13 protein-coding genes are annotated in these 14,806 nt (G+C 54.2%); 4 read left to right on the top strand and 9 right to left on the bottom strand.

Features of this window, described 5'->3' with window-relative positions:
- Positions 1 to 58 precede the first annotated feature (58 nt).
- Positions 59 to 742 carry a Sel1 family TPR-like repeat protein YjcO gene (gene yjcO, locus OGX96_RS00305; RefSeq protein WP_032934129.1) on the top strand — a complete coding sequence of 228 codons (684 nt, stop codon included), beginning with the start codon at positions 59 to 61 and terminating at the stop codon, positions 740 to 742.
- 78 nt (positions 743 to 820) lie between these two features.
- Here yjcO and gltP read toward each other — a convergent pair whose 3' ends face one another.
- The 7 genes from gltP to nrfA all read right to left on the bottom strand — a co-directional run bounded on the left by gltP (position 821) and on the right by nrfA (position 8,974).
- Complete coding sequence (gltP, locus tag OGX96_RS00310; RefSeq protein WP_020996087.1) at positions 821 to 2,131, bottom strand: glutamate/aspartate:proton symporter GltP; 1,311 nt, start codon at positions 2,129 to 2,131, stop codon at positions 821 to 823.
- A 344-nt stretch (positions 2,132 to 2,475) separates the two neighbouring features.
- The gene (nrfG, locus tag OGX96_RS00315; RefSeq protein WP_071445585.1) at positions 2,476 to 3,087 is read right to left on the bottom strand and encodes a heme lyase NrfEFG subunit NrfG; all 612 of its coding nucleotides are present in this window, start codon (positions 3,085 to 3,087) and stop codon (positions 2,476 to 2,478) included.
- The gene (gene nrfF / locus OGX96_RS00320) at positions 3,084 to 5,297 is read right to left on the bottom strand and encodes a heme lyase NrfEFG subunit NrfF (protein ID WP_008786936.1); all 2,214 of its coding nucleotides are present in this window, start codon (positions 5,295 to 5,297) and stop codon (positions 3,084 to 3,086) included. The genes nrfG and nrfF overlap by 4 nt, the downstream gene beginning before the upstream one ends.
- Positions 5,298 to 5,305: 8 nt before the next feature.
- The gene (nrfD, locus tag OGX96_RS00325; protein ID WP_048236342.1) at positions 5,306 to 6,262 is read right to left on the bottom strand and encodes a cytochrome c nitrite reductase subunit NrfD; all 957 of its coding nucleotides are present in this window, start codon (positions 6,260 to 6,262) and stop codon (positions 5,306 to 5,308) included.
- Positions 6,259 to 6,930: a cytochrome c nitrite reductase Fe-S protein gene (gene nrfC / locus OGX96_RS00330; RefSeq protein ID WP_286581972.1), complete on the bottom strand. Its 672-nt coding sequence runs from the start codon at positions 6,928 to 6,930 to the stop codon at positions 6,259 to 6,261. Before nrfC ends, nrfD begins: the two co-directional genes overlap by 4 nt.
- Positions 6,927 to 7,493, bottom strand: a complete 567-nt coding sequence (nrfB, locus tag OGX96_RS00335) for a cytochrome c nitrite reductase pentaheme subunit (RefSeq protein ID WP_003826649.1) — start codon at positions 7,491 to 7,493, stop codon at positions 6,927 to 6,929. The genes nrfC and nrfB overlap by 4 nt, the downstream gene beginning before the upstream one ends.
- A gap of 44 nt (positions 7,494 to 7,537) precedes the next feature.
- Positions 7,538 to 8,974 carry an ammonia-forming nitrite reductase cytochrome c552 subunit gene (gene nrfA, locus OGX96_RS00340; protein WP_003826647.1) on the bottom strand — a complete coding sequence of 479 codons (1,437 nt, stop codon included), beginning with the start codon at positions 8,972 to 8,974 and terminating at the stop codon, positions 7,538 to 7,540.
- Positions 8,975 to 9,408: 434 nt separating this feature from the next.
- On the opposite strand from nrfA, the gene acs reads away from it, so the two are divergent.
- The 3 genes from acs to actP all read left to right on the top strand — a co-directional run bounded on the left by acs (position 9,409) and on the right by actP (position 13,570).
- Positions 9,409 to 11,367, top strand: a complete 1,959-nt coding sequence (acs, locus tag OGX96_RS00345) for an acetate--CoA ligase (RefSeq protein ID WP_057068915.1) — start codon at positions 9,409 to 9,411, stop codon at positions 11,365 to 11,367.
- 242 nt (positions 11,368 to 11,609) lie between these two features.
- Complete coding sequence (locus tag OGX96_RS00350; RefSeq protein ID WP_003031750.1) at positions 11,610 to 11,924, top strand: DUF485 domain-containing protein; 315 nt, start codon at positions 11,610 to 11,612, stop codon at positions 11,922 to 11,924.
- Complete coding sequence (actP, locus tag OGX96_RS00355; RefSeq protein ID WP_008786931.1) at positions 11,921 to 13,570, top strand: cation/acetate symporter ActP; 1,650 nt, start codon at positions 11,921 to 11,923, stop codon at positions 13,568 to 13,570. Before OGX96_RS00350 ends, actP begins: the two co-directional genes overlap by 4 nt.
- Before the next feature lie 45 nt (positions 13,571 to 13,615).
- Here the strand turns inward: actP and OGX96_RS00360 are convergent, their stop codons facing one another.
- Both OGX96_RS00360 and OGX96_RS00365 read right to left on the bottom strand, forming a co-directional pair.
- Positions 13,616 to 14,305, bottom strand: a complete 690-nt coding sequence (locus tag OGX96_RS00360) for an LrgB family protein (RefSeq protein ID WP_003031745.1) — start codon at positions 14,303 to 14,305, stop codon at positions 13,616 to 13,618.
- Positions 14,298 to 14,708, bottom strand: a complete 411-nt coding sequence (locus tag OGX96_RS00365) for a CidA/LrgA family protein (protein ID WP_003826638.1) — start codon at positions 14,706 to 14,708, stop codon at positions 14,298 to 14,300. The genes OGX96_RS00360 and OGX96_RS00365 overlap by 8 nt, the downstream gene beginning before the upstream one ends.
- Between the last annotated feature and the right edge of the window lie 98 nt (positions 14,709 to 14,806).

Here is a 14,806-nt window from a genome sequence, read left to right on the forward strand (position 1 = left end):
TTTTTATGCACATAATCTCTCTATACTGTTCATTCCCTACACTAAATCTAAATATAAGATGAAACGACTTTTCGCCTTGATGGTGTTAATGACATGCTTTGTCCATGCCGAAGAGCCCGGTAGTCAGTTTTTGAAAGCCGCCGAGTCCGGAGACCGACGTGCACAATATTTCCTCGCTGATACCTGGTTTAGCTCAGGCGATTTGGGTAAAGCGGAATATTGGGCGCAAAAAGCCGCCGACAATGGTGATGCCGATGCTTACGCATTGCTGGCACAGATTAAGATTACCAATCCGGTCAGTCTGGATTACCCCCAGGCCAAAACGCTGGCGGAAAAAGCGACCCAGGCAGGCAGTAAAACCGGGGAAATTACGCTGGCGCGTATTCTGGTCAATACTCAGGCTGGACACACCGATTACCCCAAAGCCATTACCTTGCTGCAAAACGCCTCCGAGGACCTGGAAAACGACTCCGCCGTCGACGCGCAAATGCTGCTTGGGCTGATTTACGCCAACGGCGTGGGTATTCCCGCAGACGATGAGAAAGCGACGTGGTATTTCAAACGTAGCTCTGCCATTTCCCGCACCGGCTATTCCGAATACTGGGCCGGGATGATGTTCTTAAACGGTGAGCAGGGTTTTATCGTGAAGAATAAACAGAAGGCACTGCACTGGCTGAATCTGAGCTGTACGGAAGGATTCGATACCGGCTGCGAAGAGTTTGATAAGTTAACCAACGGGTAGTCGTTGTAGGCCTGATAAGCGTAGCGCCATCAGGCAACCCGGAGCAGGTTGCCTGATGGCGGCGTTGCCTTATCCGGCCTACAAGGCGGTCTTATCAAACTTACCTAATACTTCGCGCTCATAGGCCAGCGCTTTTTTGCGGTCAAATTTGTGTTCCCACTTGGAGATAACCAGCACCGCCAGTGCGTTACCCACCACGTTCAGCGCGGTACGCGCCATGTCGAGGATACGGTCAACACCGGCAATAAACGCCAGGCCTTCCAGCGGGATCCCCACGCTGCCAAGCGTAGCCAGCAGCACCACGAATGATACGCCCGGCACGCCCGCAATCCCTTTCGAGGTCACCATCAACGTCAACACCAGCACGATTTCCTGCCACAGCGACAGGTCGATACCATACAGCTGCGCAATAAAGATCGCGGCAATACTCTGGTACAGCGTTGAACCATCAAGGTTGAATGAGTAGCCGGTCGGCACCACAAAGCTGGTGATTGAAGCCGGTGCGCCATAGGCTTCCATCTTCTCGATAATACGCGGCAGTACGCTCTCGGAGCTGGCGGTAGAGTAAGCCAGAATCAACTCGTCTTTCAGAATGCGGATCAGGATCCAAATGCTCAAACCGCAGATACGCGCGACAATCCCCAGCACCACCAGCGCGAAGAACAGGATGGCAAAGTGCACCAACAGCACCAGCTTCGCCAGCGGCCACAGGGAGGCAAAACCGAAGTTTGCGACGGTAACGGCAATCAGCGCGAAAACGCCGACTGGCGCATAACGCATAACCATGTGGGTCACTTTAAACATGGTTTCGGAAATAGAGCGGAACACGGTAACCAGCGGCTCGCGGTGAGTGGCTGGCAGGGAAGACAAACCTAAACCGAACAGCACCGAGAAGAAGATAATCGGCAGCATATCGCCTTTTGCCATCGAGGCGACGATATTGGTCGGCACCAGTGACAAAATTGTCCCCATCAAACCATGCGCGTGGCTCTGTACTTCTGCAGTCGTGCTTTGATATTTCGAAATATCCACGGTCGCCAGTTGCGACATATCAATCCCGGAACCCGGCTGGAACACATTAGCCAGCGTGATCCCAAGGATAATCGCCACGGTGGTGATCACTTCGAAATAGAGAATAGTTTTGGCGCCAATGCGGCCCAGCTGTTTTGCATCACCGACTCCGGCGATACCGACAACCAGCGTAGAGATGACAATGGGCACAACGATCATTTTGATCAGATGGATAAAGATATCGCCCGCCGGTGACAGCAGGTTTACAACCAGCCATTCACGGCTGTCACTATGGTAATGCAGGTAACTCCCTAGCAGAATGCCCAGCACCATGGCGATTAGAATCTGCCATGCCAGGCTGACTTTCAAATTTTTCATAACAACGGACTTCCTCGATGGAGCGCTATTCCACATGCGGTGTGTGGGAATAGTACATACTGAAAGGGTATGAATTGTGTTGCGTTCGTTTATGGAGTTTTTTAACGCTTATTATCATTATCATCTGCATGGCATTCCGCGCAACCCTCTAAGAACAGGGCTTTTGGCTGATTTTATGCATAAAAATGCAATTTTATCGCGGTATTGATGAATAACTTTTTGTTATAAAAGAATTTTAATATGTTCAAAAATGAAGAAGTCATGGTGTGAGTTTTTTTCGCCAATTTGTTCGTTTGCCTGTTTTTTAAACAGGCCAAATGATACAAATCACAAAAAAAACAAATTTATTTTTGCCGATTCTGCAATAACTTCGCCATATTAATAGAGTCAACGAGCTGTGCCCGGTTCACCCTAGGCGAGTTTAAATCCATAACCTTTTGCCACACTGAAATAGCCTGGGCGTAGTCTGCCTGCATAAACGCATCTGAGGCTAACAGCATCAGCGCTGTGACCTCTGCCGGATCCAGCGCCAGAGCCTTATCAATCATCTCGCGAGTGGGTGGCGTCATATGTTGTCCGGCCTGGTAATACAATACCGTTGCCATCGCGGAATAGATCTCAGCATTTTCACCGCCGACACGCAGCGCCTGCTCGTAGGCCAGCAGCGCATTATGATACGCGTTTTGCCAAAGATAGTACTCCCCGAGTTGCGCCCATTTCACGCCGTTCTGGGGATTAGCGCGAATCTGCGATTGCAGCAAAAGCAACTGTTTTTCCTGAACATTCTCATCGGAGAAAGCATGTAAAGGGTCCGCCAGTCTCGTCTGCTCCTGACGAACCGCCTGCCATTTTGGCGTCAACAAGTAGCCTCCAATGCAGGCCACAACCATCAGCACCGCCGCAGCGGTCAGCCGCTTCACAGGCAGTGGGCGTAACAGCGGTTCGGACTGGTTCATTGTTCACCTTCCTCCGTATGCTGACGTCTTCTCACTCGCCAGACCACCACACCTACCAGCAATAACAACAGGCACGGTAACGCCCACAGCAGCAGCGTTTGCTCATTCAGCGGCGGATTATAACGAACGAAGTCACCGTAACGCTCGGTCATCCATGTCGTGATCTCGGCTTCACTTTTCCCTTCCGCCACCATGCTATAAACCTGATGGCGCATACTGACCGCTACCGGCGCATTGGATTCCAGCAAGTTTTGGTTTTGACACTGCGGGCAGCGAAGCTGGCTGGCAATGGACAGCGCTTGTTCCTGCTGTTGCGGATTTTCAAAGCGCCAGGTATCCACAACCTGGGCATGGGTGGTAAAAGGTAGAAAAATCAGTAAAGCCACAAGTAACATCGTTTTGCCGGATGGCGGCGTGAACGCCTTATCCGGCCTACCATGCTTTTCACTCGTAGGCCTGATAAGCGCAGCGCCATCAGGCAATAACTCTGGATGCTTCCTTCCTCGCCATGCGCTCAGCAGCGCGCCAAAGACCATTAATAGTCCCCCACCCCAAATCCAGCGCACGCCGGTCTGCACGTACAAACGCATGGCATAGCGGTCAGGTCCGGTTTTTTCACCCATTACCGCGTACCAGTCATGCATCAGATTCCAGCGGATCCCCGGCTCCATCATCTGTTGACGGCGCGCGGCATAGAAGCGCCTTTCGGGTTGCAGGCTGCCAATACGTTTCTCATTGTGCCACAGCGTGATCTGCGCTTTTTCACTGGTGTAGTTACCTTTGGCTTCCAGGTCGAGACGCTCAAAACGGAAAATGTAACCCGCCAGTTCAACCTGCTGCCCAGGGCTCAGGTTCAGGCTTATCTCCTGACGGCTACCGCTGGAAAAGACGATCCCCGCCGCAAACACCAGCACCCCAGCATGCGCCAGCAGTGCCGGAAGCTGGATGCGGAAAGACACGTTGCGGCTTCTTACCGTTGCCAGCACGATAACCAGCAGCATCAGCAGGCCAAAGGGCAGCGTAGCGCGGTTAAAGTACGGTGCGCCTACGGAGAGCCGTCCCCAGCCGAACAGCCCGTAAATCATCGGGTAGAGCGTGCCAATCAACACAATCAGTAGCACCGCACTAAAGAGCAGCAGCGCAACCAGAATCAGCATCTCGCGTGACCAACCGCCAAAACGCGCATTCTGCCGGACTTGCTGGCCCCGCCAGGCGTACAGCCCGAGCGACGCCAGACTCAACACGGTAAACAGCGCAAACAGCGGCGCGGCGCGGACGTTATCCAACGCGAAAGCATGCACCGAAACGAGAATACCGGAACGTACAATCAGCGTCCCAAGCAGCGATAAAATCAGCGTGACGATCGCCAGTAGCAGCGACCAGTGGCGGAAGATTCCGCGCTGGCGCGTGATATACAGGCTATGCAGCAGCGCGCTGGCGGAAAGCCAGGGTAATAAGGAGGCATTTTCAACCGGGTCCCAGAACCACCAGCCGCCCCAGCCCAGCTCGCAATAGGCCCACCAGGAGCCGAGGATAATCCCCAGCGTCAGCGCGCACCAGCCGGGCAGCGCCCAGCGCCAGCACACCCAGGCGCTCTGCGCATTAAAGTCACCACGTAGCAGCGAGGCCAGCGCCACGCCTGCCGCCACCATCAAACCACCGTAACCCAGGTACAGCAGAGGTGGATGGAGGATTAACCCGAGATGTTGCAGCATCGGGTTAAGGTCGCGCCCTTCAATGGCTGGCGGGAAGATACGCACAAACGGATCGGACCATACCACCACAAACAGTAGCAGCAGGGCCGTAATCATTGAGAGGACGCTGAGCGTCAGCGGAAACAGCGCGTCGGTATCACGCCGATAGCGTAAAGCGAACAGCGCGCTCCAGCCGGAAAGAAACAGCACCCACAGCAGCAGCGATCCTTCATGACCGCCCCACACCGCCGCCAGTTTTAATCCCCACGGCAGTAGACTGTAGCTGTGCTGAGCAACGTAGACCACCGAAAAGTCGCTGGTCAAAAAGCAGAATACCAGAATGGCAAAAGCCAGCAGTAGCAGGGTAAATTGCGCCCACACGCCCACCGTTGCAAGGCGCATCACCCCTTGCCAGCGCTGGCGGACACCCACCAACACGGCAAGCGGGGTCAACACGTTGACCCCAAGGCTTAATAACAGCGCCAGAAAACCGGCTTCAGGAAGGAGAACGTCCAGATATCACCTTACGCAACGGTTAGCTGACCCGCATAGAGTATAAAAAAACGCAGCAGCAGTACGCCGGTCAGGCTGGCGCCGCAGACTGCCAGCACGCCATGAAACGTCGAACTGCGGTTGGCCCAGGGTTTTAGCAGCATCGGCAGTATCAGCCCAAGCCCAGCCACGCCAAGCCAGAACCACCAGGTCCAGAATCCACCGCCCAGTGCCGCCGCCAGCGCGCGCATTTTGCCGTCATCGCCCAGCGCCAGACCGACGAAGAACGCCGCCAGCAGGAAGATCTCCAGCCATACCACCGGGACTTCCATACGATGCACAAAGTGCGCTTCGGTACTGTGCGGGTTGCTACGATGGCGTAACGCCATGGCGATCAGCGCCACCGCGGCGCCGGAGGAGATCCCAGAGAACAGGAACAGCACCGGCAGGATCGGGTTATTCAGGAACGGGTAAGATTTCAGCGCCGACAGCAGAAAACCGGTGTACGCCCCGAGCAGGACCGCCAGCACCAGCATTAACGTCTCAAGCGCGCGATGAAACGGCGCGACCAGCGTCAATACTTTCTGCACGATACCTAACCGCGGCAGCCAGCGCTGTTGCAGAGCAATTACCTCTTTTTCAAAGATTTTTGCCAGCCACAGCACTAACACCACCATGTACAACTGGAACAGCATGACCCCCATCGACATCACCGAAGTGAAGCTGTAGTGGAACATCAGTTTCCAGAAGGTCCATGGACGCGTCAGGTGGAACACCAGAATTAACAGACCGAGGATAATCGCCCCCGGCCCTAACACCAGCGTAGTGCGCAGCAGCGTGCTGTCCGAACCGCCCGCCTCCGGATGGAAGCGACGCAGCAGAATCGCCAGCGTGACCAGTCCGGCAGAGATACCTATCAGGAACAGATAGATGGCAATGGGCCAGTCCCACACCAGTGATTCAAAATGAAATGCAGAAGCGGATGTCATTGGCTCACCTCCCCAAATTTAAAGGGAACGCGGTAGACCTTCGGTTTTGTACCCAACGCCAGCTTGTAACGGTAGGTCGTTTTCTGCTGCAACAAACGGGATACATCGCTGTTGGGATCGTCCAGATTACCAAACGTCAGCGCCTTCGTCGGACATGACTCAACGCAGGCGGGCTGTTTGCCCGCTTTCAGGTTGGTTTTCCGGCAGAAATCGCATTTATCCGCCGTTTTGCTCACCGGATGGATAAAGCGCACGCGATAAGGACACGCGGCAATGCAGTACTGGCAGCCAACGCAAAGGTCCGGGTTCACATCCACAATGCCGCTGGCGGCATCGCGATACGATGCCCCCGTCGGGCAGACGTCAACGCAGGGAGCGTGGTCGCAGTGCTGGCACGAGTGACGGAAGAAGCGATACTTCACATCAGGAAACGTTCCTTGCGGCTCACTGCGAATAATCGTCAGACGCGATACGCCTTCCGGCACGTTGTTGACTTCGCGACAAGCATCCATACAGGCCGTACAGCCGATGCATAATGACTCATCATGTACCATACCGTAACGCACGCCGTTGATGTTCAGCGTCTTCGCCACAACGCGCCCCGCCGTCCCGCTCACTGCCACCAGCGCGCCGACGCCGGTGATAAACTGGCGACGAGAGCAACTCATGGATGCTCCTTAAGCAACGGAATCGACGCCGGGTTAAAGTTCGGATTGTTACGCTGATCGCTATGGCAATCGACGCAAATCTTGATCCGTCCTTTATCGCTCAGCGTTTGCATCGTGTCTTGCTTCGGATGCAGTGAGTGACAGCTGGCACACGCCACTTTGGTTACGTGGACATCGTGCGGCCAGAACGCTTTTTGCAGCTGCTCAGGCAGGTGACAGGACATACAGACGCTGTTCTGCTGCTCCACGTTGTACATTGGCTCATTAAAGCGCATCACATCTTTCACCCCTTCACGGTGGTTCGGTGACGGCTGGCCGTGACAGTTGGTGCAGGTGACCGGCAGTTTGTTATTCGGGTTGATGACTTCCGCATGCTTACCATGCATGCCTTCGGTATCCGGCTTGTGACAGTCCAGACAGGCGGCATCCGGATTACGCTGTTGGGTAACCGTCCAGCGTTGATCCGACTCCTGCGGCGTTGGCGTGGCAGTGATTCCACTCAGGCTCCATAACAAGCCTGACGCCAGCACCCCAGCAGTTAATAACGAACGTAATACGCTCATATTCACTCCGTTGAGTTATCCGCCCCTTGCGGGGCGAAATGGGGTTATTGGCTTAACAGACCGTTTTTACGCGCCTGATCTTCCCACTGCGGAATCACCGTTTTGATGAAGTCCTGCTTCTCAGCATTGATTTGCTGCATGTTCAGACCAATCGCCGCCTGGGCTTTCTCTTTGGTCGAGATATCCGGCAACGGAATTTCATGCGTGATGCCTTTGGTCGCCAGCAGACGGACCAGTTTGGTACGCGCGTCGGCGGCTTTATCCATTGCGCTACCCAGCATCCGCAGGCCTTCTTCCGGGGCGTGCATATGAATGCCGTGTGAGGCGATAGACAGGTCCCAGCGCCATTGTGCGTGACGGATATCTTCCAGAATCGGCTTCATTTCCGCTTCAGTCGCGCCCGCATCCCATGCGGCTTTCGCTTCGAAGTGCGCACGAACCAGCTGATCTTCAACTTTGATTTTCAGGTCATGAATAGCCTGTTTACGCTCGGCGACCACTTTTTGCAGGGACGCTTTGTCCTGGGTGTGGCAGTTCGCGCAGGTCTGAGGGAAGTTGTCGAACGGGTTACCAATCTTATGGTCGGTATAGATCTTGCCTTCCGCGTTTTGCACTTTCGGCATGTGACAGTCGATACAGGTCACGTTGTTCTTGCCGTGAATGCCCGCGCTCCAGGTTTCATACTCCGGGTGCTGCGCTTTCAGCATCGGCGTTTTAGACAGGGAGTTGGTCCAGTCAGAGAAAGCAATGTTGTCGTAGTATTTCTCCATGTTCTCGACTTTCATGCCGTCGTCCCACGGGAACTTAACGGCTTTGTTTTTACCGTCGAAGTAGTATTCCACGTGACACTGGCCGCAGACCATGGATTGCTGGTCAAAGCGACCGGCTTTCTCAAACGGTTTGCCGATCGCTTCCATCGCGCGTTCTGCATAAGGACGCGACAGGGTCAGTTCTGGCTTGCCTTTGGCGAAGTCTGGTGACGCGGTATTATGGCAATCCGCACAACCGAGGTTGTTAACAATTTCCGGACCGCCGCGCGCCCATTTACCGTGGAAGTAGCCATCTTCACCGTCTTTCTGGATAAGACGCGCTACGTCCGGGCTTTTACAGCTCCAGCAGGCCATCGGCAACGGACCATCTTCTGCCGTTTTTGGTGCGCCGGTACGTAAGGTTTCACGGACATCGGTCACGGCATACGCGTGTCCCCGCGGTTTGTTGTAATCGCGCGAGAATGGGTATCCCGCCCACAGGATCACCAGACGCGGATCTTCTGCCAGTGCATCTTCACGGGCTGATTGCTCAGACGTGGCTTTCCAGGAGAGATATTGATCGGGATGCTGAGGTGCGAAGGTTTCATTCTTCGCTTCAACGGTGACGGTTTTTGCAGGTACAGAAGTTTGTTCAGCGTGAACAGCAGAAATAAATAATAAAGGTAATAACAGGCTGAAGAAACGGCGTACGCGTGATTTTATCCTTGCCATAGGGGTCTCATCCAGATGACGCCATTATCTGCAATGGCGGTTCTTTTATTGTTTTCCACAACAGCAACCACACGAATACTGTCATGACATTGCTCCACCCTATTTGTAACAAGAAACCACACTGAAAATGTTGTTTTTAATCAATTGTAAGTGTATGTAAAATACCACTTTAGAGTTATAACACCCCTCTAATCTCTCACTCTTTTGTCTAATTCAGAGACAGATCACCTTTTCAACAATCCTTTAGATAACTGCATGTTATCGCGAGATTTAATCAATTTTTGCTAGTTCCCTTCAAAATTCAGTTTGTCGCTAATTTGCACAATTCGTTTATTGCGTGATCTGCCGCGCAAATACTAAACAAAACTCTCAAAGCCCCTACATTTAACGTTTATGAGACATATTATTAACATCCTACAAGGAGAACAAAAGCCATGAGCCAAATACATAAACACGCTATTCCCGCAAACATTGCGGATCGTTGCCTGATAAATCCGGAGCAGTACGCAGAGAAATACCAGCAATCCGTTAACGAACCCGACACATTTTGGGGCGAGCAGGGAAAGATTCTTGATTGGATCAAGCCGTACAGCCAGGTGAAGAACACCTCCTTCGCACCAGGCAACGTGTCTATTAAATGGTACGAAGACGGCACCCTGAACCTGGCCGCAAACTGCCTTGACCGCCATCTGCAGGTAAACGGCGATCGTACCGCCATTATCTGGGAAGGCGATGACGCTACCCAAAGCAAAAACATTACCTATCGCGAGTTGCATCGCGATGTCTGCCGTTTCGCCAATACGCTACTGGATTTAGGCATTAAAAAAGGTGACGTGGTGGCCATTTATATGCCGATGGTGCCAGAGGCTGCGGTTGCCATGCTGGCCTGTGCCCGCATAGGGGCCGTGCATTCTGTCATCTTCGGTGGTTTCTCACCGGAAGCCGTCGCCGGACGTATCATCGACTCTAATTCACGCCTGGTGATCACCGCCGATGAAGGCGTACGCGCCGGGCGCGCTATCCCGTTGAAAAAGAACGTCGATGATGCGCTGAAAAACCCGAACGTGAAAACCGTTGAACATGTGGTCGTCCTCAAACGTACCGGTGGTAAAACGGAGTGGCAGGAAGGCCGTGACCTGTGGTGGTCCGATCTTATCGAGAAAGCCAGCTCAGAACACCAACCGGAAGAGATGAACGCGGAAGATCCGCTGTTTATCCTGTATACCTCCGGTTCAACCGGCAAGCCGAAAGGCGTGCTGCACACTACCGGCGGGTATCTGGTCTACGCTGCAACCACCTTTAAGTACGTGTTTGATTACCATCAAGGCGATATCTATTGGTGCACCGCTGACGTGGGTTGGGTAACCGGACACAGCTACCTGCTGTACGGTCCGCTGGCCTGCGGCGCAACCACGCTGATGTTCGAAGGCGTACCAAACTGGCCAACGCCTGCGCGTATGTCGCAGGTTGTGGACAAGCACCAGGTCAATATTCTGTATACCGCACCGACCGCCATTCGCGCACTGATGGCAGAAGGCGACAAAGCGATTGAAGGTACTGACCGTTCGTCGCTGCGTATCCTGGGTTCCGTTGGCGAGCCGATCAACCCGGAAGCGTGGGAGTGGTACTGGAAGAAGATCGGCAACGAAAAATGCCCGGTCGTCGATACCTGGTGGCAGACCGAAACCGGGGGATTCATGATCACCCCACTGCCGGGCGCTACCGAGCTGAAAGCTGGTTCTGCAACCCGTCCATTCTTTGGCGTACAGCCTGCGATTGTCGATAACGAAGGTAATCCACTGGAAGGCGCGACGGAAGGTAACCTGGTGATTACCGACTCATGGCCAGGCCAGGCGAGAACGCTGTTTGGCGATCACGAACGCTTTGAGCAAACCTACTTCTCTACCTTCAAGAATATGTACTTCAGCGGCGACGGCGCGCGCCGTGACGAAGATGGCTATTACTGGATCACCGGACGTGTGGACGATGTGCTGAACGTCTCTGGCCACCGTCTGGGAACGGCTGAAATCGAATCAGCGCTGGTGTCGCATCCGAAGATTGCCGAAGCCGCGGTGGTGGGAATTCCGCATAATATTAAAGGCCAGGCGATCTACGCCTACGTCACGCTGAATCACGGTGAAGAGCCGTCACCTGAGTTGTACGCCGAAGTTCGCAACTGGGTGCGTAAAGAAATTGGCCCGCTGGCAACGCCAGACGTGCTGCACTGGACCGACTCACTGCCGAAAACCCGCTCCGGCAAAATCATGCGCCGCATCCTGCGCAAAATCGCGGCGGGCGATACCAGCAATCTGGGCGATACCTCGACCCTCGCCGATCCTGGCGTCGTGGAGAAACTGCTCGAAGAGAAGCAGGCCATCGCGATGCCATCATAACAAAGTCCTGAAAATGCCGGATGGCGACGCGAAAGCATCTTATCCGGCCTACAAATCTGACCCTACCCTCTCTTCACCGGGAGGGAAATATAAAAAACCTCCCCCAAAGGATTTCGTGTTACAGGAAGGCGGCAAGCGAGCACATCCCCAGGAGCATAGTTCACTATGTGACTGGGGTGGGCGAGTGCGGCCAACGAACCTGTAGCACGAAAGACGCAGGGGGACCTCTGGAGAGCTCTGTGATGAATGACCAAATTTATCAGCGGATAGAAGACAGTGCGCGTTTCAGGGAGTTAGTAGAAAAACGGCAACGGTTTGCCACCATTCTGTCCATCATCATGCTGGCAGTTTATATCAGCTTTATTTTATTGATTGCCTTTGCGCCGGGCTGGCTGGGTACTCCGCTACACGCTGGAACCAGCGTCACCCGCGGTATTCCGATTGGAGTCGGAGTGATCCTCATCTCCTTCATCCTGACCGGGATCTACATCTGGCGGGCAAACGGTGAATTCGATCGCCTGAACAATGCGGTTCTGCACGAGGTTAAAGCATCATGAAGAGAGTCCTGACGGCGCTTGCCGCCACGCTGCCCTTCGCCGCAAACGCGGCGGATGCTATTAGCGGTGCAGTCCAACGCCAGCCAACCAACTGGCAGGCGATTATCATGTTCCTGATTTTCGTCATCTTTACGCTCGGCATTACCTACTGGGCATCTAAGCGCGTACGTTCGCGTAATGACTACTACACCGCCGGCGGTAACATCACCGGTTTCCAGAACGGGCTGGCGATTGCAGGCGACTATATGTCGGCGGCATCGTTCCTCGGGATTTCCGCGCTGGTCTTTACCTCCGGTTATGACGGGCTGATCTATTCACTCGGCTTCCTGGTCGGCTGGCCAATTATTCTGTTCCTGATTGCTGAGCGTTTGCGTAACCTGGGTCGTTACACCTTTGCAGACGTTGCGTCTTATCGTCTGAAGCAAGGGCCAATCCGTATTCTGTCCGCCTGTGGTTCCCTGGTGGTGGTTGCGCTGTATCTGATCGCGCAGATGGTTGGTGCAGGTAAGCTGATTGAGCTGCTGTTTGGTCTGAACTATCACATCGCTGTCGTACTGGTTGGCGTGCTGATGATGATGTACGTTTTGTTTGGCGGCATGTTGGCGACCACCTGGGTACAGATCATCAAAGCCGTACTGTTGCTGTTCGGTGCCAGCTTTATGGCCTTTATGGTGATGAAGCACGTCGGCTTTAGCTTCAATAATCTGTTCACCGAAGCGATGGCGGTACACCCGAAAGGTTCAGCCATTATGAGCCCGGGCGGGTTGGTAAAAGACCCAATCTCCGCACTGTCGTTAGGTCTCGGCCTGATGTTTGGTACGGCGGGCTTGCCGCACATCCTGATGCGCTTCTTCACGGTTAGCGATGCCCGTGAAGCACGTAAGAGCGTGTTCTACGCCACCGGTTTTATGGGTTATTTCTATATCCTGACCTTTATCATCGGCTTTGGCGCAATCATGCTGGTAGGTGCAAATCCGGCGTACAAAGATGCTGCGGGTGCGCTGATTGGCGGTAATAACATGGCGGCGGTTCACCTGGCGAATGCGGTGGGCGGTAACCTGTTCCTCGGCTTCATCTCAGCCGTGGCGTTTGCCACCATTCTGGCGGTGGTTGCCGGTCTGACGCTGGCGGGCGCATCGGCAGTGTCTCACGACCTGTACGCCAACGTGTTCCGCAAAGGCGCCACCGAACGTGAAGAGCTGCGGGTTTCGAAAATCACCGTGCTGGTGCTGGGCGTGATTGCCATCGTGCTCGGCGTGCTGTTCGAAAACCAGAACATCGCCTTCATGGTCGGCCTGGCGTTCGCCATCGCGGCGAGCTGTAACTTCCCCATCATTCTGCTCTCTATGTACTGGTCGAAACTGACCACGCGTGGCGCAATGTTGGGTGGCTGGTTAGGCCTGCTGACGGCAGTGGTGCTGATGATTCTTGGTCCAACGATTTGGGTCCAGATCCTGGGTCACGAAAAAGCCATTTTCCCGTATGAGTATCCGGCGCTGTTCTCCATCAGCGTAGCATTCCTCGGGATCTGGTTCTTCTCTGCCACCGACAACTCAGAAGAAGGCAACCGCGAACGCGAGCAGTTCCGTGCTCAGTTCATCCGTTCCCAGACCGGGTACGGCGTAGAACAAGGTCGCGCGCACTAACTTCCCTTCTCCTCCGGCTTTCGGGCCGGAGGAATATATCTTTCCTCAGAACATCAGCCTCGCCACCAGCGGTGCCACCAGCACCATCACCACGCCGGAAAGCATCATCACCAGGCTGGCAACGACACCCTCCTGCTGACCGAGTTCATAAGAGCGTGCCGTGCCCGCACCGTGCGATGCTGCACCAAATCCTGCGCCTTTCGCCATCCCTTCACGAATAGAAAGCCGTAAAAACAGCACATCGCCGACCGCCATACCAAATACGCCAGTCACCACCACGAACAATGCCACCAGGTCCGGCTGCCCCCCCAACGGTTCTGCCGCCGCCAGCGCAAACGGTGTGGTGACGGAGCGCACCGCCAGACTACGTTGGATCTCATCAGGCAACATAAACAGGCGCGCCAGCCATACGGAACTGGTGACGGCCACTAGCGTTGCCGTTACCACGCCCGCCGTCAGCGACATCCAGTGACGCTTAATCACGGCAAGGTTGTCATACACCGGAACGGCAAAGGCGATGGTCGCCGGGCCTAACAGCCACAGCAACCAGTGCGATTCACCAATATAGTTTTGCCAGGAGATATGGCCGAAAACCAGCATCAGCACCAGCAGGGCCGGGGTGAGAACTAATGGCATTAGGGGTAATTTACGAAAACGGCGATACAGGCGCTTATTGGCAAAGTAGATACCCAGCGTAATCACCAGACACAACACGCTTAACTGGAAATTACTCACGGTTTAGCCTGCGCATTTCATAGCGATACACTTTATCCACCACCCACGCCGTTGCGCCGAGCACCATCAGCGTACTGATCGCAATCACGGCAAATATACGCCAGCCATCAACCAGCAACAGCTGCGTGTAGTTCACAACGGCGACCACCGCCGGGACAAAAAACAGCAGCATTTCAGCCAGTAACCAGCGAGCACCTGCGCGAATCCAGTTCAGCGGGATAACCCGACAGACAATTAACGCCAGCATCAGCACCATCCCGACCAGGTTGGCAGGAAGCGGCAGATGCAGCCAGGAGACAAGATATTGAGCAAATACAAAAAGACCTGCGTACAACAGAACCTGAACAGGAATCTGGAGTCGATGAATAACGGCAGGCGTCACGCGGCTTATCGCCACAGCCATGAGGGTATGTCCTTAAAAAATAGAGAGCGCCAGTATAGAGAGCCCCCGTCCAGGACTGAAATGAATTAAACTCATTGCAGGCATAGTCTTAAGGAATA

It is taken from the genome of Citrobacter sp. Cpo100 (assembly GCF_030332595.1).
Taxonomy (GTDB): Bacteria; Pseudomonadota; Gammaproteobacteria; order Enterobacterales; family Enterobacteriaceae; genus Citrobacter; species Citrobacter portucalensis.